Here is a 15095-nt window from a genome sequence, read left to right as displayed (position 1 = left end):
TCCGCCCCGCCCGCCCGGCCAGCCCCGCCCAGTCCGGCTCGCCCGCCCTGCCTTGCCTGCTTGCCTAGCGCCGCCGTGCCGCGCCTCGGCTCGTCCGCATGGCTCGTACCGCCCAGCCCTGCTCGCCCCCGGTCAGCCCCTGCCCAGCCCGGCAAGTCCCCGCCCAACCCGGCTCGTCCCGCTCTCCTGGCCCAGCTCGGCTTGTGCGCTGTTCGACCTCGTCGGAGTGTCAGACCTGCTCTGTACGTTGGGTCGCGGGGGACTCTGCGCGAGGGGGGACCCCTGCGTCAGCCTGCCTGCCCTCCCGCAAAAGGGAGGAGCCCCCGGCGGGTGGTACCGGGGGCTCCTGGGTGTTGCGGCTGGTATCAGATGTCGAGCGTCCACGAGTCGATGTGGCCCGTGTCCTGGCGGTAGGTGTCGCGGACTCGCAGTTGCCAGGTGCCGTTGGCGTCCTCTGCGGACACGTTCACGGCGTAGGTGGCGTTGAGGTCGTCAGCGCTGTCTGAGCCGTTGCTGACCTTCAGGACCTTCACGATGCCCGAGGGGGAGATCAGGGCCAGTTCCAGGTCGCCTCGGTAGGTGTGCTTGATGGCCACCTTCACGGAGCCGGTGGTGCTGGCCTTGCCGTTGCAGTCGGCGATGGTGATCGGGGACTTCACCTCGCTGGCGTCCGGGATGGCGGTGTCGGTGTCGTTGGTGATCGCGGGGCACTGGCCGGGCGGGTTGCCGGGGGCCGTGCCGGTGATCTGGAGGAGCTTGTTCGGGGAGCCGGTGCCGGGGCTCGTGACCACGTCGGAGCTGGCGTTCTCCACCAGGGCGTCGCGGACCTGCTGCGGGGTTGCCGTCGGGGACGAGCCCAGGTAGACGGCTGCCGCGCCTACGACGTGCGGGGTGGCCATTGAGGTGCCGCTGATGGTGTTGGTGGCGTCGTCGTTCGTGAGCCAGGCGCTCGTGATGTCGCGGCCCGGGGCGAAGATGTCGAGGCAGCTGCCGAGGTTCGAGAACGAGCTGCGGGCGTCGGTGCGGTCCGTTGAGCCCACGGTGATGGCTGCCGGGGTTCGGGCCGGGGACGTGTTGCAGGCGTTGCCGCCGTTGTCGTTGCCGGCTGCCAGGCCGTAGGTGACGCCTGCGGCGATGGAGCGGGCTACGGCGTCGTCGACTGTCTGGTTGGCGCCGCCGCCCAGGGACATGTTGGCCACCGCGGGCTTGCGGGCCGGGTTGGCCTGGACGTCGGCGGTGACCCAGTCGATGCCCGCGATGACGCCCGCGAAGGTGCCGCTGCCGGAGCAGTTCAGGACTCGGACGGCTACCAGCTTCACGTCCTTCGCGACGCCGAACTTCGTGCCGCCCACGGTGCCCGCGACGTGGGTTCCGTGGCCGTTGCAGTCCGAGGCGTCCGCGTCGTTGTCGACGGTGTCGGCTCCGGACACCGCGCGGCCGCCGAAGTCGGTGTGGGTGAGGCGGATGCCGGTGTCGATGATGTACGCGGTGACGCCCGCGCCGCGGTTCGGGTAGGTGTAGCTGTTGTCCAGCGGGAGCGTGCGCTGGTCGATGCGGTCGAGGCCCCACGACGGGGTCGGGGCCTGTGTGTCGGAGACGCGGACCTCGCCGTCCTGTTCGACGTAGGCGACTGCCGGATCTGCTGCCAGGCGCTTCGCCTGGGATTCGGACATCTGCGCCGAGAAACCGCGCAAAGCGGACTTGTACGAGTGCTTCACCTTCGCGCCGTACTTAGCGCTGAGGCTGTCCACGCTGGACGTGCTCATGTCCTTCAGCACGACTATGTAGTTGTCCTTGACCGCGTTGGACGCACCGAGGTTGCGAATCTCCCCCTCGGGCGCAGCGGTGGCGGAGACGGACGACAGGACGAGCGCAGTGCCCGCCACCAGCCCGATTCCAGCCGCTCGTCTGGCCCACGATTCTCCCATAGCAGCAAGCTCCCTCGTCGCAGGGTTGTGCAGGTGAGAGTTTTCTTAGTGGCGCGGACTGATTTCGCACAAGAAGGTCCACGAAATTGCCTTCGAATGCCGAATCAACAGATTTGCCTGATCATGTGAATCAGTTGGTGCCGCTGATCTATTTACAAAACAATTGCGCCCCGAACGATGAACCGTTCGGGGCGCAAGTTTCGCCTATTTCGTGGAGCGTCTCAATCGGCCCGGGCGGGCGATCGGGTGCTCCTCTCAATCGCCTCGGCGGACTGCGCCGAGGATCTGCTGTTCGGCCGGGGTCGTGTAGAGGCGCAGGTGCGCCCACATGTCCTGGCCCATCGCGATGACCTGGTCGTCCTTGAGCTGGGTGAGCTGCTGGAACATCTGCGGGCGCAGGCGCCACATCTGACCGGCGAGCTGCGCCTGGCCCATCGGGAGGCGCTGCAGGAGCACGAGGTCCGCGTTGTTCGCCGTGGACGACGCCTGCGGGTGCAGGTACGGCAGCACGTACATCGTGGTCTGCCACGGCGCGCGCGGCGGGAACAGCTCCTGCGGGACGTGGCCGCCGTCGTGGATCACGAGCAGCGGCATGTCTTCCGTCGGGCGCGGGAGGTCCGCCGGGGACAGCCGGCGCAGCTGCACCAGCTGAGACGGACGGCCGTCCGGGCCCTGGCCTGCCGCGCGCACCACCGGCTGCCACGCCTGCGGGCGGCCCGTCGCGATGATGATCCACGCTCCGGTCGCCATGGCGCGCAACGCGATCTGGCGGGCCAGGTACAGGCCGCCGACGACCACCATGCGGGTCGGCGTCGGGCGCAGCACGGACACGCTGAGCGGCTCGCCCTTCGTGCCCTGGCCGAGCATCATGCCGCCGCGGTCGCCGCTGGGGCTGACCAGGTCGAGCATGTTCGGCGACACCAGGAATTCCGGTGCCACCGCGCCGCGACCACGCGTGTCGAGCAGACGGGACGACGAGCTCATGCCACACCTCCCAGCGGCAGCGTCGCGGCGAGGCCCGCGAGCTGCATGCCCCGCAACGGGGTCAGCGTGATGTCGAGCTTGTCGCCCAGCTTGGACAGCTGGTCCTCGGCGCGGTCCAGCTCGCTCGGCGTGCGGGCGCTCACCCGCACCAGGCCGCGCAGCGAGACCTGACCGTCCTCGCGGGACGGCGAGATCGACATCGCGAGCGTCGACGAGAGAGCGCGCACACCGGTCAGCGAGTTCAGGTTGCCCTTGAGGCCCTTGGACGGCCAGCCGGTGATCGCGTAGCTCGCGTGACCGACGCCACCCGCGGTGACGCCCGCCCACTTCTCCCGCAGCGACACCGGGTTCGTGTTGCCGACGGCCGCGGTGAGCTCGGCCGACGAGATCGCCGCGCGCAGCAGTTCGTCCGAGTCGAGCGGACGGATCGTGACGCCCGCGGACTCCAGGGCGTTGCGGACGCGGGACAACGCGCCGATCAGCGCCCGGTGCGCGCCGACGACGCCGCCGCCGCGCTCGCGGATCGCCTCGCCGCAGCGGCGCGGGTCCAGCCGGACCGTGATCCACGTGGTGCGCCGGGCCGCCGCGGGCAGCGGGCCGAGCACCTCCATGTACGAGCTGACGGCCGGCGAGTTCGGCGGAAGTGCCGCGCTGCCGGGGTAGCAGTGCCAGATCACGGTGATCGCGTCGAGCACGACACCGCGGTCCTCCAGGCACGGTGTGAGCGCTCCCAGGGGCAGTGACGGGGCCGAGCCGACCGCGGAGATCAGCGGCGGCGTCGGGTCGACCAGCAGCACCGCGGTCCACACGCCGTCGTGCCACGACAGCGCGAGCGGACGGCGTTCGTGGTCGACGCCTTTCGCGATCACCAGGTCCGGAATGGCGAGGCGCAGCAACGCGACGCGCGGGTCCTCCGGGCCGAGCACCTGCATCTCGTCGTCACCGGGCTTGGACTCCTGCGACTGCACGCGCTTCGCGGTGCGGCTGTGCGACCGGAAGTTGTAGCGCAGCCGGACGCCGATCCACTGGGTGAGCCAGCGGCCGCGCGATCGGGTGAACGCCAGGATCAGTGCGACGAGGAGCACACCGCCGGCGATCGAGACGGAGACGACGTTCAGCGCGCCGGCGTCGTTCTTCACGCCCATGATCGTGAGCACGAGGAGGGCGATGGCGAGACCGACCTCGATCGTGACTACGTTCGAGACGGGCAAAGAGCCGAGGCTCACGCCGGCGGCTCTGCGACGGACACGCCCGACCGGACGCGGAGGCGCGGGTGCCTGCTGGCCAGGACCTGCGGGTCCCTGCGGCGGCCGTGCCATCCCTGGGTTGGGCCGGGGCGGATGTGGAGTGGTCACGGACATCCGTTGTGGTCTCTTTCCCCTCGATGGTCGGTGGGCTTGGCGAACCGGCCCACGGAGCAACCTGCGTCCGGCTATCCTGCCGAACCGTACCGCGACTGGGAGAGCAGCGAGCCGAGAATGGCATCAACACCCACCACCAAGGCACAGGTCCAGGCCTACCAGTTCGTCCTGCGGCGGATGCAGTCCGCTCTGGTCCGCAGAGACGCAGTGATGCTGCACGACCCCATGCGCAACCACTCGCGTGCTACAGCGGTGGGTGTGGTGCTGGGCGTCCTCGGTCTGATCGTGTTCCTCGTGATCGGGCTCTTCAGCCCGGCACCGAGGCTCGACGACCAGACGCAGATCGCCATCAGCAAGGAGACCGGCCAGGTCTACGTCGTGGACAGCGCGCCGCGGCGGCTGATCCCGATGACGAACCTGGCGTCGGCCCGGCTGCTCTGGCTCTCGCGCAACAGCCCCGACGCCCAGCAGGGCCAGGGCGGCGGTGACGCACCGGCCGGCACGGCGGGCGCCGCGGCGGAGGCGGCCGGCGGCACCCCGAAGCTCGTGAGCGAGAAGGCTCTGGCGAACCTGCCGCGGGGCAGGCTCACCGGTCTGCCGGACGCGCCGGACGTGTTGCCGAAGCAGGACCTCCGCATCGACGCGCAGTGGTCGGTCTGCGACACCCTCCAGCTGGACAAGTTCCGCGAGGACCAGGCGGCGGAGAACCAGATCAAGACCTCCGTGATCGCGGGTGTGAGCGGTGGCAACCCGGACCTGGGCGGCGAGGCGGTGCTGGTCCAGCAGCGCACGGGCGCGAAGAAGGCGTACCTGATCTACAAGACGCCCCAGTCCCTGCGGGACATCTCGTCGTCGACGGTCCGCGCCGAGGTGGACCTGAAGAACGACAAGGCGCTCAACGCCCTGAAGCTGAAGAACAAGAAGCCCCGTGCGATCAGCACGGCGTTGCTGAACGCGATCCCCGAGGTCGCTCCGCTGACCGCGCCGGTCATGCCGAACCAGGGCAAGCCGGCGACGTACGTCACCGAGACCAAGGTCAACATCGGTGAGGTCGTCCAAGTCGAGCGGCAGAACGGCTTCGAGTCCATGGTCGCGCTGGAGGACGGCTTCCAGACCGTCGAGGAGACCGTCGGCGACCTGCTGCGCTGGGCGTACTCGAACAACCGGCAGGCCATCAAGCTCTCGCCGAGCGCGATCGCGGACCACCGGGACCCGAAGAACCCGCTCGCGCTCGACTCGTACCCGACCAAGATCCCCACCACGCTCGAGCCCAACGCCAACAACGTCGTCCTGTGCCTGGGCTGGAAGGCCGAGAACGTCGCGGCGGACAACAGGGCCGAGCACACCTCGGTGACGATCGGTTCCGCACTGCCGGGCCCGAAGGAGATGACCCCGGCCGAGCTCGGTGCGCCGGGCGCGGGTGGCGAGATCATCGACCAGTTCCTGATGCTGCCGGGCAAGGCCGCCGTCGTGCGGGCGAGCCAGGGCAAGAACGACTTCGGGACCGGCCCGGTGCAGGTCGTCACGGGTCGCGGTGTCCGCTACGGCGTCCCGGACGCGGCCACGGCGACGGCGCTGGGGCTCGACGGGAGCTTCCCGCCGGCACCGAACCAGATCCTGAGCCTGCTGCCGATGGGACCGCAGCTCAACAAGAACGAGGCGAACCGCAGCTACGACTCCATCCCGGCGCCCAAGGGCACCATCAAGGATCCGCAGGCGGTTCAGCAGAAGTAGCGGAACCGCTCCGGGTGCATCACCGTCGAATGCGGACAGAAGCGTGGTGGGCGGTGACCGCCACCACGCTCAGCACCCGGAGTGTCGTAGGGGGACTAGCTGTGGCCGGTCGTATCAGCGTCGATGCCGAGTGGTTGGAGAAGTACGCCGACCGCATCGACGGGACGACGGATGACCTGAGGCGGGTGCGGGACGCCATGAAGGTGTCCCCGCTGCGCCCGCAGTCGTTCGGCGAGATCGGCAGAACCGTCGGCACGGCTCAGGGGTACGCGCGTGCGGCCGAGTTGCTCAACTCGCAGCTCGCCCGCGCCTGTGACGCGCTCGACGCGGCCGCCAAGGGACTGCACGCCGTCGCGAAGCAGTACGGGCAAGGCGACGAGGAAAGTCTGCGGGCCATCAAGAAGGCCGACCGGCGGTACGGGGAGCTGTGATGGCCAAGGACGGCAAGCAGATCGCGGCAGAGGTCGGTCCCGAGCTCGACTACCTCTCGCAGGTCAGCCGCAAGCTCGGCGTCGTGGACCTCGTGCACGACTTCTTCGACCCGCTGGTGGGCGACTGGAACGACCTGCGCGAGGAAGCCGAACGCTGGCGCAAGGCCGCGAAGGTGACCGAGGCGGTCACCAAGCACGTCTCGGCGCCGCTGGGCGGGGTCGACGCGCGGTGGGAGGGCAAGGACGCCGACGCGTTCCTCGACCACATGCGCAAGGTCGGGCTCGCGGGCGGTGACATGTCCGACGCGATGAACGCCATGGCGGACGCGCTGGAGGAGACCGCGGACGGCGTTCGCGTCATCGTGCAGGACATGGCGCACGTGCTGGCCGATGCCGCCGACTCGGTGTCCGGAACGGCCGCGCTGCCGCTGGACGGCGACCAGCGCGCGATCCGGCACATCGAGGAGCTCAAGCATCCCGTTCGCGAACTGCACGAGTCCGCGCGGCAGGTGCTGGAGGCGTTCCTGAAGCTGTGCGACGGGGTTTCCGGTGAGGCCGGTGGCTTCGGTGCCGTGCGGATGGAGCACAAGTACCCCGAGCAGAACTGGACCTACACGGCGCCCGCCAAGCCGGAGACCACGATGCCCGAACCGGCCAGGGCCTCGGCCACGGCCGCTGCGGGCACGGGTGCGTCGCCGGGCGGCTCGGTCGGCGGAGGCGGTGGCGGTGTCGGCGGAGGAGTCGGCGGTGGTGTCGGCTCGGTCGGCGCGCCTGCTGCCGCGGCCCAGCCGATGCAGTTCGGAGGCGCCACAGGAGTCGCTGAGCAGGTTCCGCTGGCGGACAAGGGGGCTGGGGCGGCTCAGCCCGCCGCGGCCGCTGGTGGCCGTTCTGGGGCCCCTGCGGGCGGCATGATGGGCGGCATGGCGCCGATGATGGGTGGCATGGGCGGCGGGCAGCAGGGCGGCGACAAGGAGCACAAGCCGAAGCAACGGCTCACCGGCTCGATCGAGGACCTGCTCGGCAAACCCAAGAAGGCCGCGCCGAAGACGATCGGTGACGACGACTGAAACTTCTGCCCTGCAACGCGAATGGCCCCGCCGGTGAATTCCGGCGGGGCCATTTCGTTCTGCTGCGAGCGCTAGGCGGGCTGCTTGCGCTTGCGGTTGAGCGAGTTGCGGATGATCAGCGTCAGCATCAGCAGCGCGCCACCGACACCGATGCCGCTCAGCGCCACGATGATCGGCGGCCAGTCGAGCCCCGGCGGCGGGGTGACGGCCGTGTTCATCTCCTTCGGGTCCGCGGCCTTGAACCCGGCCGCCTCACCGGGCAGCACCGCGGTGAGCGCGGCGACCGGGTTGACCATGCCGAAGCCGACCTTGTTGTCCTTGCCGGACACGTTGCCGGGGTGCAGGGCCGTGGCCTTGAGGCGGTCCATCACCTGACGCGCCTTGAGGTTCGGGAACCGCTCGCGCACCAGTGCCGTGATGCCCGCGACGTACGGGGACGCGAAGCTCGTGCCCTTGATGTCCTGCACGCCCTGCGCGGTGACGTTCGCGTTCGTCAGGCCGGTGCCCTTGGGGTCGACGGAGATGATCTCCTCGCCCGGTGCGGCGATGCTGACCCACGGGCCCCAGACGCTGAACGACGAGACCTCGCCGGAGCGCGCGATCGACCCCACCGACAGCACGTCGTCGGCGAACCACGCCGGCGACGACACCGAGTTGACGTTGGTCGGGTCCAGGTTGTTGTTCTGGGCGCTGCAACCGGTTCCCTGGTCGCTCAGGTTGCCGGCGGCCGTGACGATCACCGCGTCCTTGACGTCGACGGCGTACCGGATCGCGGCCTGCAGCTTCTGGTCGTCCGCGCTGAAGCCCTTGGGAGAGCTGCAGTTCGTCAGCGAAATGTTGATCACTCTGGCGCCCTGGTTCGCGGCGCGCACGATGGCCATCGCCAGCGTGCCGACCTTGCCGGCCGAGGCGCGCTTCTCGTTGGTCGCGTCACCCTTGAACTCGAACCGGTCGCTGGTCTGGCGGATCGCCAGGATCGTCGCTTCCGGTGCGGCGCCGACGAAGTCGCCCTCGGTCTTGGCCGCGGCGGCGACACCGGCCACCTCGGTGCCGTGGCCGTCGCAGTCGTCGGTGCCGTTCGCGTTGCCGAAGACGTACTCACCGGCGCCCTGGACCCTGCCGCCGAAGCGGGGGTTGCGCGGGTCGACACCGGTGTCGATGATCGCGATCTTGATGCCCTTGCCCTTGGCGAACCGGTGCGCCTGCTCCAGGTTCAGGTAGACCTGGCCCCAGGGCATGTACTCGATCAGTTCGCTCTTGGTGTCGGACTCCACGCACCCCTTCGAGGTGCGCTCGTACTTCACGTCCGGTGCGCCCGTGTCGGCGGGCGGCGGGGTGCCGGCCGGCAGGTCCGGCGGCACCGAGTTCGGCCGCGCGGCCGCCGGCGTGGAGGACGGCTGAGCGGAGGCCTGCGGCAGCGTCCCCGTCAGCAGAAGCAGTCCGGCGGTCGCGGCCGCCGTGGTGCGCCTGATGCCGGTCCTCATAGCGTGATCAAGCCTCGGAACACCTGGTACATGTCCATGACCGCCAGCGCCAGCGGCAGCACGGAGGCGATCAGGATCGCCTCGATGATGTCGACGGTGCGGCGCAACGGCGGCGAGAACTTCTGCCCGGGGAAGATCACACCGAGCACCAGCGCGAGCGCGCCGAGCACCAGCAGCGTGCCGAAGACGAACGCGATGCGGTTGAACGAGGTCGACGAGATCAGCCAGCCGAGCAGGATGCCCGCGCTGGCGAACATGCCCGTCGACAGCAGGGCGACGGCCTGCGCGCCGTTCGCGTACGCCCGGCCGCGCATCATCAGCACGATCGCGACGACGACGCCGTAGATCGGGCCCCAGACCGTGTCGGCGCCCGCGGCGACGATGGCGGCCAGTGCCGCGACCACGCCGGTGCCGATGATCATGCCCGTCAGGTACTCGTGCGCGACGGCCGTGCGACGCTCGATGACCGCGTACTCCGGGAAGCCGCTGTCCTCCTTGAGGTCCTCGGCGTTCGTCGGCACGACGGGCGGCGGGATCTTGGCCAGCTGCAGCGTGAGCCTCGGCAGCATCGACAGCGCGGCGAGCGCCACGGCACCGGTCGCGGCGGCCACGCCGGACAGCGGGTGCTCGACGAACGTCGCCACGAGGAACGCCAGCGCCACGAGCGTGCCGCCGGTCGCCGCGGCGATGAACACCGTGATGCCGTGGCCGATCAGCAGGATGCCGCCCCACGCGAAGATCATCATCAGCGCGGACGCGAGCAGCATCTTCGGGTTGAACCCGACGCCGGGCACGGCGTGGAAGCCCGCGACGAACGCCAGCGGCAGCGAACCGCACGCGGCGATCAGCACACCGGTCGACGCCGCGCTGTACGCCCGCGCGATGGTCGCACCGGCCGCCAGCATGGCGATCGCGCCGACACCGCCGGCGATGGCGGCCGCGAGACCGCTGCCGGAACCGCCCTGCGTGATCGGGCCCGACAGGAACAACGCCACCGCGGACGCGATCAGCGCGAGCGCGCCGGCCAGGTGACCGAACCGCTGCGCGGTCTCCTTGGTCCACGGCCGGAAGGAGTCCGGATCGGACTCCGCGATCGCGTCGACGACGTCGTCGTACAACGGCGGCGGCGGATTCTCGTTGCGGCGCCGCAACTGCAGCAGTTCGCCGTCGACGACGCCGAGCGAAGCCAGCGTGCGCGCCGGGTCGAGCGGGTTGTCGCCGAGCTTGGCGAGGCACCAGCCACCGTGCCGCACACCGCCGTCCGGAGTGGCCTCTCTCGCCATGTCGAGCAACATCGGCAGGAGATCGGCCACCGCCACGTCGGCAGGCAGCGCGACGTCGATACGCGTTCGAGGTGCCACCACCGTGACACGGCTGAACACCGTCGTACCGGTCGCCACCAGGGCCCCCTAAGTCAGATCAACGCTTGCAAACGATGTGCCCGACCCTATTGGTCCACCTGGACGGTGGCCGAGCGGCCCTAGTATGGCCGCACCGACGCCTCTTGCACGTGTGGTTCGCAGAACACGTTCGACTGGGTTTTTTTCCGACCCACCTTCGTGACGCGCGCGGATGCGCAATAGTGTCGGTTGCTACTGGTGGCGTAACGAGTCGAAGAGGTGCCTGTCAGTTGAGCACGCTGCAGTTCAAGCGAACGGCACGCCTTGCTGCTCCCCGGCCTCCGGGCGGTGAGGTCCACCTCGAACCGCCACCCGAGGTACCCCGGATCATCCCCGGCAACATCATGATGAAGGCGATGCCCGTCGTCATGATCGTGGCGTCGATGGGCATGATGGGCATGATGATCGTCTTCATGCCGCGGCAGCCCGCGGCGATGATCATGCCGGGCATGATGATGATCTCGACCATCGGCATGATGGCGAGCGGCATGGGCTCGGGCAAGGGCCAGAAGAAAGCCGAGATGAACGAGGACCGCAAGGACTACCTGCGGTACCTCGGCCAGATGCGCGACCGCGCCCGCGAGGCGGCCGACGAGCAGCGCGCCGAGCGCGAGTGGGTGCACCCGGACCCGCAGATGCTGTGGTCGCTCGCCACCACCAGGCGCATGTGGGAACGCCGCCAGAACGACCCGGACTTCTGCCACCTGCGCGCGGGACGGGGCTCGCAGCGCCTCGCGACCCGCCTGGTGCCGCCGCAGACCGGCCCCGTCGAGGAGCTCGAACCGATCGCGACGCTGGCGCTGCGCCGTTTCGTGCGCGCCCACTCGCTCGTGCCCGACCTCCCGATCTCCATCGCACTGCGCGGTTTCGCCGCGGTCGGCCTGCTCGGTGAGATCGAGGACCGCCGCGACCTCGCGCGCGCCCTCCTCGCCCAGCTCGTCACCTTCCACGCCCCGGACGACCTGCTGATCGCGGTCGTCAGCGCGGGCCGCACCAAGCAGTTGTGGGAGTGGGTGAAGTGGCTGCCGCACGCGCAGCACCCCACCGACATCGACGGCATCGGCCAGCGCCGCATGATGGCGAACTCGCTCGCCGAGATCGAGGCGATGCTGGACGAGAACCTGCGCGACCGGCAGCGGTTCACCCGCAACGCCCCGCCGCCGCCCGACCAGCCGCACATCGTGATCGTCATCGACGACGGCGACATCAGCCGCGAAGAGATGATCATCCTCGAGGAGGGTCTGGTCGGCGTCACGCTGCTGGACCTGAGCGAGTGCCTGGGCAACCTGACGGCGCGCCGCGGTCTGCGGCTCGTCGTCGAGAACAACCAGCTGGGCGCCCGTTCCGCGAGCGGTGTCGAGTGGTTCGGTGCCCCGGACCGGCTGTCCATCGTGGAGTCCGAGGCGCTCGCCCGCAGGCTTTCGCCCTACCGCATGGGCGCCGCCGGCGAGGCCGGTGGCGACTCGGGCGAGGACCCGTTGGCGATGAGCAACAACCCGCCGCTGCTCGAGTTCATGGGCATCCCCGGCGACCCGATCACGTTCGACGTGCAGCAGGCGTGGCGGCCGCGGCCCAAGCGCGACCGCTACCGCATCCCGTTCGGCATCGGCGAGCACGGCCAGGCGGTCGAGCTCGACATCAAGGAAGCGGCCGAGGACGGCATGGGCCCGCACGGCCTGTGCATCGGCGCGACCGGTTCCGGCAAGTCGGAGTTCCTCCGCACGCTGGTGCTGGGTCTGCTGGCCTCGCACTCGTCGACGGCGCTCAACATGATCCTCGTCGACTTCAAGGGTGGTGCGACGTTCCTCGGTCTGGACAAGGCACCGCACGTCGCCGCGACGATCACCAACCTCGCCGGCGACCTCAGCCTGGTCGACCGCATGAAGGACGCCATCGAGGGCGAGGTGTCGCGTCGTCAGGAGGTCCTGGCGAAGGGCAACTACAAGAACGTCTGGGACTACGAGAAGGCCCGTGAGAACGGTGCCCAGCTCGACCCGCTGCCCGCGCTGTTCATCTGCATCGACGAGTTCTCCGAGATGCTGACGGCGAAGCCGGACTTCATCGACATCTTCCTCCAGATCGGTCGTGTCGGCCGGTCGCTGCAGATGCACATGCTGCTCGCGTCGCAGCGGCTCGAGGAAGGCAAGCTGCGCGGTCTGGACACGTTCCTCTCGTACCGGATCGGTCTGAAGACGTTCAACGCGGCGGAGTCCCGTGCGGCGATCGGTGTGCCGGACGCCTACGAGCTGCCGCCGATCCCGGGCTCGGGTTACCTGAGCGTGCAGGGCATGCCGCTCACCAGGTTCAAGGCGCTCTACGTCTCGGGCACCTACCGGCCCGCCGGCATGCAGTCCGCCGGTGAGTCGGTGGCCGTGCGCAGCGACAAGCGCCCGCGCTTCTTCGTGCCGGACTTCATCGAGATCCCGAAGGAGCCGGAGCGCCCGCTCGAGCCGGTCAAGATCGCGGAGCCGGTCAAGGAGGACGCGAACGAGCCGACCCAGCTCGAGCTCATCGTCGACCGTCTCGTCGGTCAGGGCCCGCCCGCGCACGAGGTGTGGCTGCCGCCGCTCAACGAGCCGCCGACGATGGACACGATGCTGCCGCCGCTCGACGTGACCCCGGACCGCGGTCTCACGTCACCTGGCTACCCGGCCAACAGCACGCTGCAGATCCCGGTCGGCATCGTCGACAAGCCGTTCGAGCAGCGCCGCGACCTGCTGTGGGCGGACTTCTCCGGTGCGGCCGGCCACGGCGCGGTCGTCGGTGGCCCGCAGTCCGGCAAGTCGATGATGCTCCGGACGATCATCGCGTCGATGGCGCTCACCCACACCCCGGAGGAGGTGCAGTTCTACTGCATCGACCTCGGTGGTGGTTCGCTCGCCGCGATGGAGGACCTGCCGCACGTCGGTGGTTTCGCCGGTCGTCTCGACGTCGACAAGGTCCGCCGCATGGTGGCCGAGCTGCAGACGCTGATCTCGGAGCGCGAGCTCCGCTGGCGCGACCAGCGCATCGAGCTGGCCGAGTTCCGCAACCGCAAGCGTCGCGGTGAGATCAAGGACGACGCGTTCGGCGACGCCTTCCTGATCGTCGACGGCTGGATGAACTTCCGCCAGGAGTTCGAGATGGTCGAGCCGCAGATCCAGGCGCTCGCCGCGCAGGGTCTGTCCTACGGCGTCCACGTGATCATCGGCGCGAGCCGGTGGGCGGAGATCCGGCCCGCGATGAAGGACCTCCTCGGCACGCGCTTCGAGCTGCGGCTCGGTGACCCGAGCGAGTCCGAGGTCGACCGCAAGGTGGCGGTCAACGTCCCGCCGGGCCGTCCTGGCCGAGGCATCATCATGGACGGTTCCACCGGACGTCGGCTGCACTACCTCGTCGGTCTCCCGCGCATCGACACCTCGCAGGACGCGAACAGCGTCACGGCGGGTGTCGCGGACCTCGCGAGCAAGCTCACGGCCGCATGGCAGGGCCCGCACGCCCCGCAGGTCCGGATGCTGCCCGACCTGCTCGACCACGGGCAGTTCATGGCCCACGTCCAGCAGACCTTCCCCAACCGCGGGCACCTCGTCCCGGTCGGTGTCAACGAGGACGAGCTCGCGCCGGTCTACCTGGACTTCGACGCGGACCCGCACTTCATGGCGCTGGCCGACGGTGAGGCGGGCAAGACGAACATCCTGCGCACGATCGTCCGCGGCATCATGCAGAGCTACACCTCGTCCGAGGCGTTGATCCTGCTCGCGGACTACCGCCGCACGATGCTCGGCTTCATCGACACCGACCACCTGCTCACCTACGCGGTGTCGGGCCCGCAGTTCACGCAGAACATCCAGGAGATCAAGGGCTCGCTCGCCGGTCGCATGCCCGGCCCGGACGTCACGCAGGAACAGCTCAAGAACCGTTCCTGGTGGAAGGGCCCCGAGGTCTTCGTCATCGTCGACGACTACGACCTGGTCGCTCCGCAGGGTGGCGTGAACCCCATGCAGCCGCTGGCCGAGTTCATCCCGCAGGCCAAGGACGTCGGTCTGCACGTCGTCGTGGTCCGCCGCATGGGTGGTGCGTCCCGCGCGATGTACGACCCGATCATGGGCAAGCTGAAGGAGATCTCGGCGCCGATCTTCATCGGTTCCGGTTCGAAGGAGGAGGGCAACATCGTCGGCAACCTCAAGCCGTCGCCGCAGCCTCCTGGCCGGGGCACGCTGGTGACCCGCAAGCACGGTCAGCAGCGCATCCAGTTCGCCTGGATCCCGCCGGACTAGAAGTCGTCGCAACGTCTTCGTGGGTGGTCTCGCCGCAACGGCGGGGCCACCCACGAGTCGTTTCGGGGACCGTGGCGAACGACGAGGGCCCGCGGCCGAAGCCGCGGGCCCTTCCAGGTAGCAGGGGTACTACCTGCCCCCCATCCGCCGAACCCGGACGCCGACGCGGTCAAGAGGGAGGCGACCGCACCGGCGTTCCGGATCCTGTTCGTCCGAGTCATCCCCCAGGCTGACTCCTCCGAACCGGCTGCCGAGGACTCTGCCGCACACCGCTCACGCGTCGCTCACGTCTTGATGACACGGTTCCCGGCCGTGAAAAAGGCCCGCAGCCGAAGCCGCGGGCCTTCACCGAACAGCAGGGGACTGTCCGGTTCCCCCCATGACCGGAGTTCCGCCCGGACCGCACCACTGGGAGGGGCGGCCAGGAGGAGTTCGGCGATCGTGACACCC

General features: G+C 69.5%; 9 protein-coding genes. 4 read left to right on the top strand and 5 right to left on the bottom strand.

Annotated elements, in window-relative coordinates; all coding sequences use genetic code 11:
- Window positions 1–365: 365 nt before the first annotated feature.
- From AB0M48_RS20060 to eccE, 3 genes are all read right to left on the bottom strand, one after another.
- On the bottom strand, window positions 366–1928 hold the full coding sequence (locus AB0M48_RS20060; protein ID WP_363843870.1) for a S8 family peptidase: 1563 nt from the start codon (window positions 1926–1928) through the stop codon (window positions 366–368).
- A 255-nt stretch (window positions 1929–2183) separates the two neighbouring features.
- Window positions 2184–2912 (bottom strand): hypothetical protein, encoded by a 729-nt coding sequence (locus AB0M48_RS20055; protein ID WP_319986026.1) that lies wholly within the window; start codon window positions 2910–2912, stop codon window positions 2184–2186.
- Complete coding sequence (gene eccE, locus AB0M48_RS20050; RefSeq protein WP_363843866.1) at window positions 2909–4273, bottom strand: type VII secretion protein EccE; 1365 nt, start codon at window positions 4271–4273, stop codon at window positions 2909–2911. Before eccE ends, AB0M48_RS20055 begins: the two co-directional genes overlap by 4 nt.
- Window positions 4274–4390: 117 nt before the next feature.
- Here eccE and eccB point away from each other — a divergent pair, with 117 nt between their 5' ends.
- The 3 genes from eccB to AB0M48_RS20035 all read left to right on the top strand — a co-directional run bounded on the left by eccB (window position 4391) and on the right by AB0M48_RS20035 (window position 7505).
- Window positions 4391–6007: a type VII secretion protein EccB gene (eccB, locus tag AB0M48_RS20045; RefSeq protein WP_363843862.1), complete on the top strand. Its 1617-nt coding sequence runs from the start codon at window positions 4391–4393 to the stop codon at window positions 6005–6007.
- A 101-nt stretch (window positions 6008–6108) separates the two neighbouring features.
- Window positions 6109–6438 carry a type VII secretion target gene (locus AB0M48_RS20040; protein WP_363843859.1) on the top strand — a complete coding sequence of 110 codons (330 nt, stop codon included), beginning with the start codon at window positions 6109–6111 and terminating at the stop codon, window positions 6436–6438.
- Window positions 6438–7505 carry a hypothetical protein gene (locus tag AB0M48_RS20035; protein ID WP_363843856.1) on the top strand — a complete coding sequence of 356 codons (1068 nt, stop codon included), beginning with the start codon at window positions 6438–6440 and terminating at the stop codon, window positions 7503–7505. Before AB0M48_RS20040 ends, AB0M48_RS20035 begins: the two co-directional genes overlap by 1 nt.
- A 71-nt stretch (window positions 7506–7576) precedes the next feature.
- On the opposite strand, the gene mycP is transcribed toward AB0M48_RS20035, so the two are convergent.
- On the bottom strand, window positions 7577–8989 hold the full coding sequence (mycP, locus tag AB0M48_RS20030) for a type VII secretion-associated serine protease mycosin (protein WP_363843853.1): 1413 nt from the start codon (window positions 8987–8989) through the stop codon (window positions 7577–7579).
- Window positions 8986–10389, bottom strand: coding sequence for a type VII secretion integral membrane protein EccD (gene eccD, locus AB0M48_RS20025; protein ID WP_363843851.1), 1404 nt, complete (start codon window positions 10387–10389; stop codon window positions 8986–8988). Before eccD ends, mycP begins: the two co-directional genes overlap by 4 nt.
- A gap of 230 nt (window positions 10390–10619) precedes the next feature.
- Here eccD and eccCa point away from each other — a divergent pair, with 230 nt between their 5' ends.
- Window positions 10620–14645, top strand: a complete 4026-nt coding sequence (gene eccCa, locus AB0M48_RS20020; protein WP_363843848.1) for a type VII secretion protein EccCa — start codon at window positions 10620–10622, stop codon at window positions 14643–14645.
- Window positions 14646–15095 lie beyond the last annotated feature (450 nt).

The sequence above is a fragment of the Lentzea sp. NPDC051208 genome, assembly GCF_040682435.1.
GTDB lineage: Bacteria > Actinomycetota > Actinomycetes > Mycobacteriales > Pseudonocardiaceae > Lentzea > Lentzea kristufekii.
The sequence above is the reverse complement of the archived record's forward strand: the minus strand, read 5'-3'. Positions and strand labels throughout refer to the sequence as shown.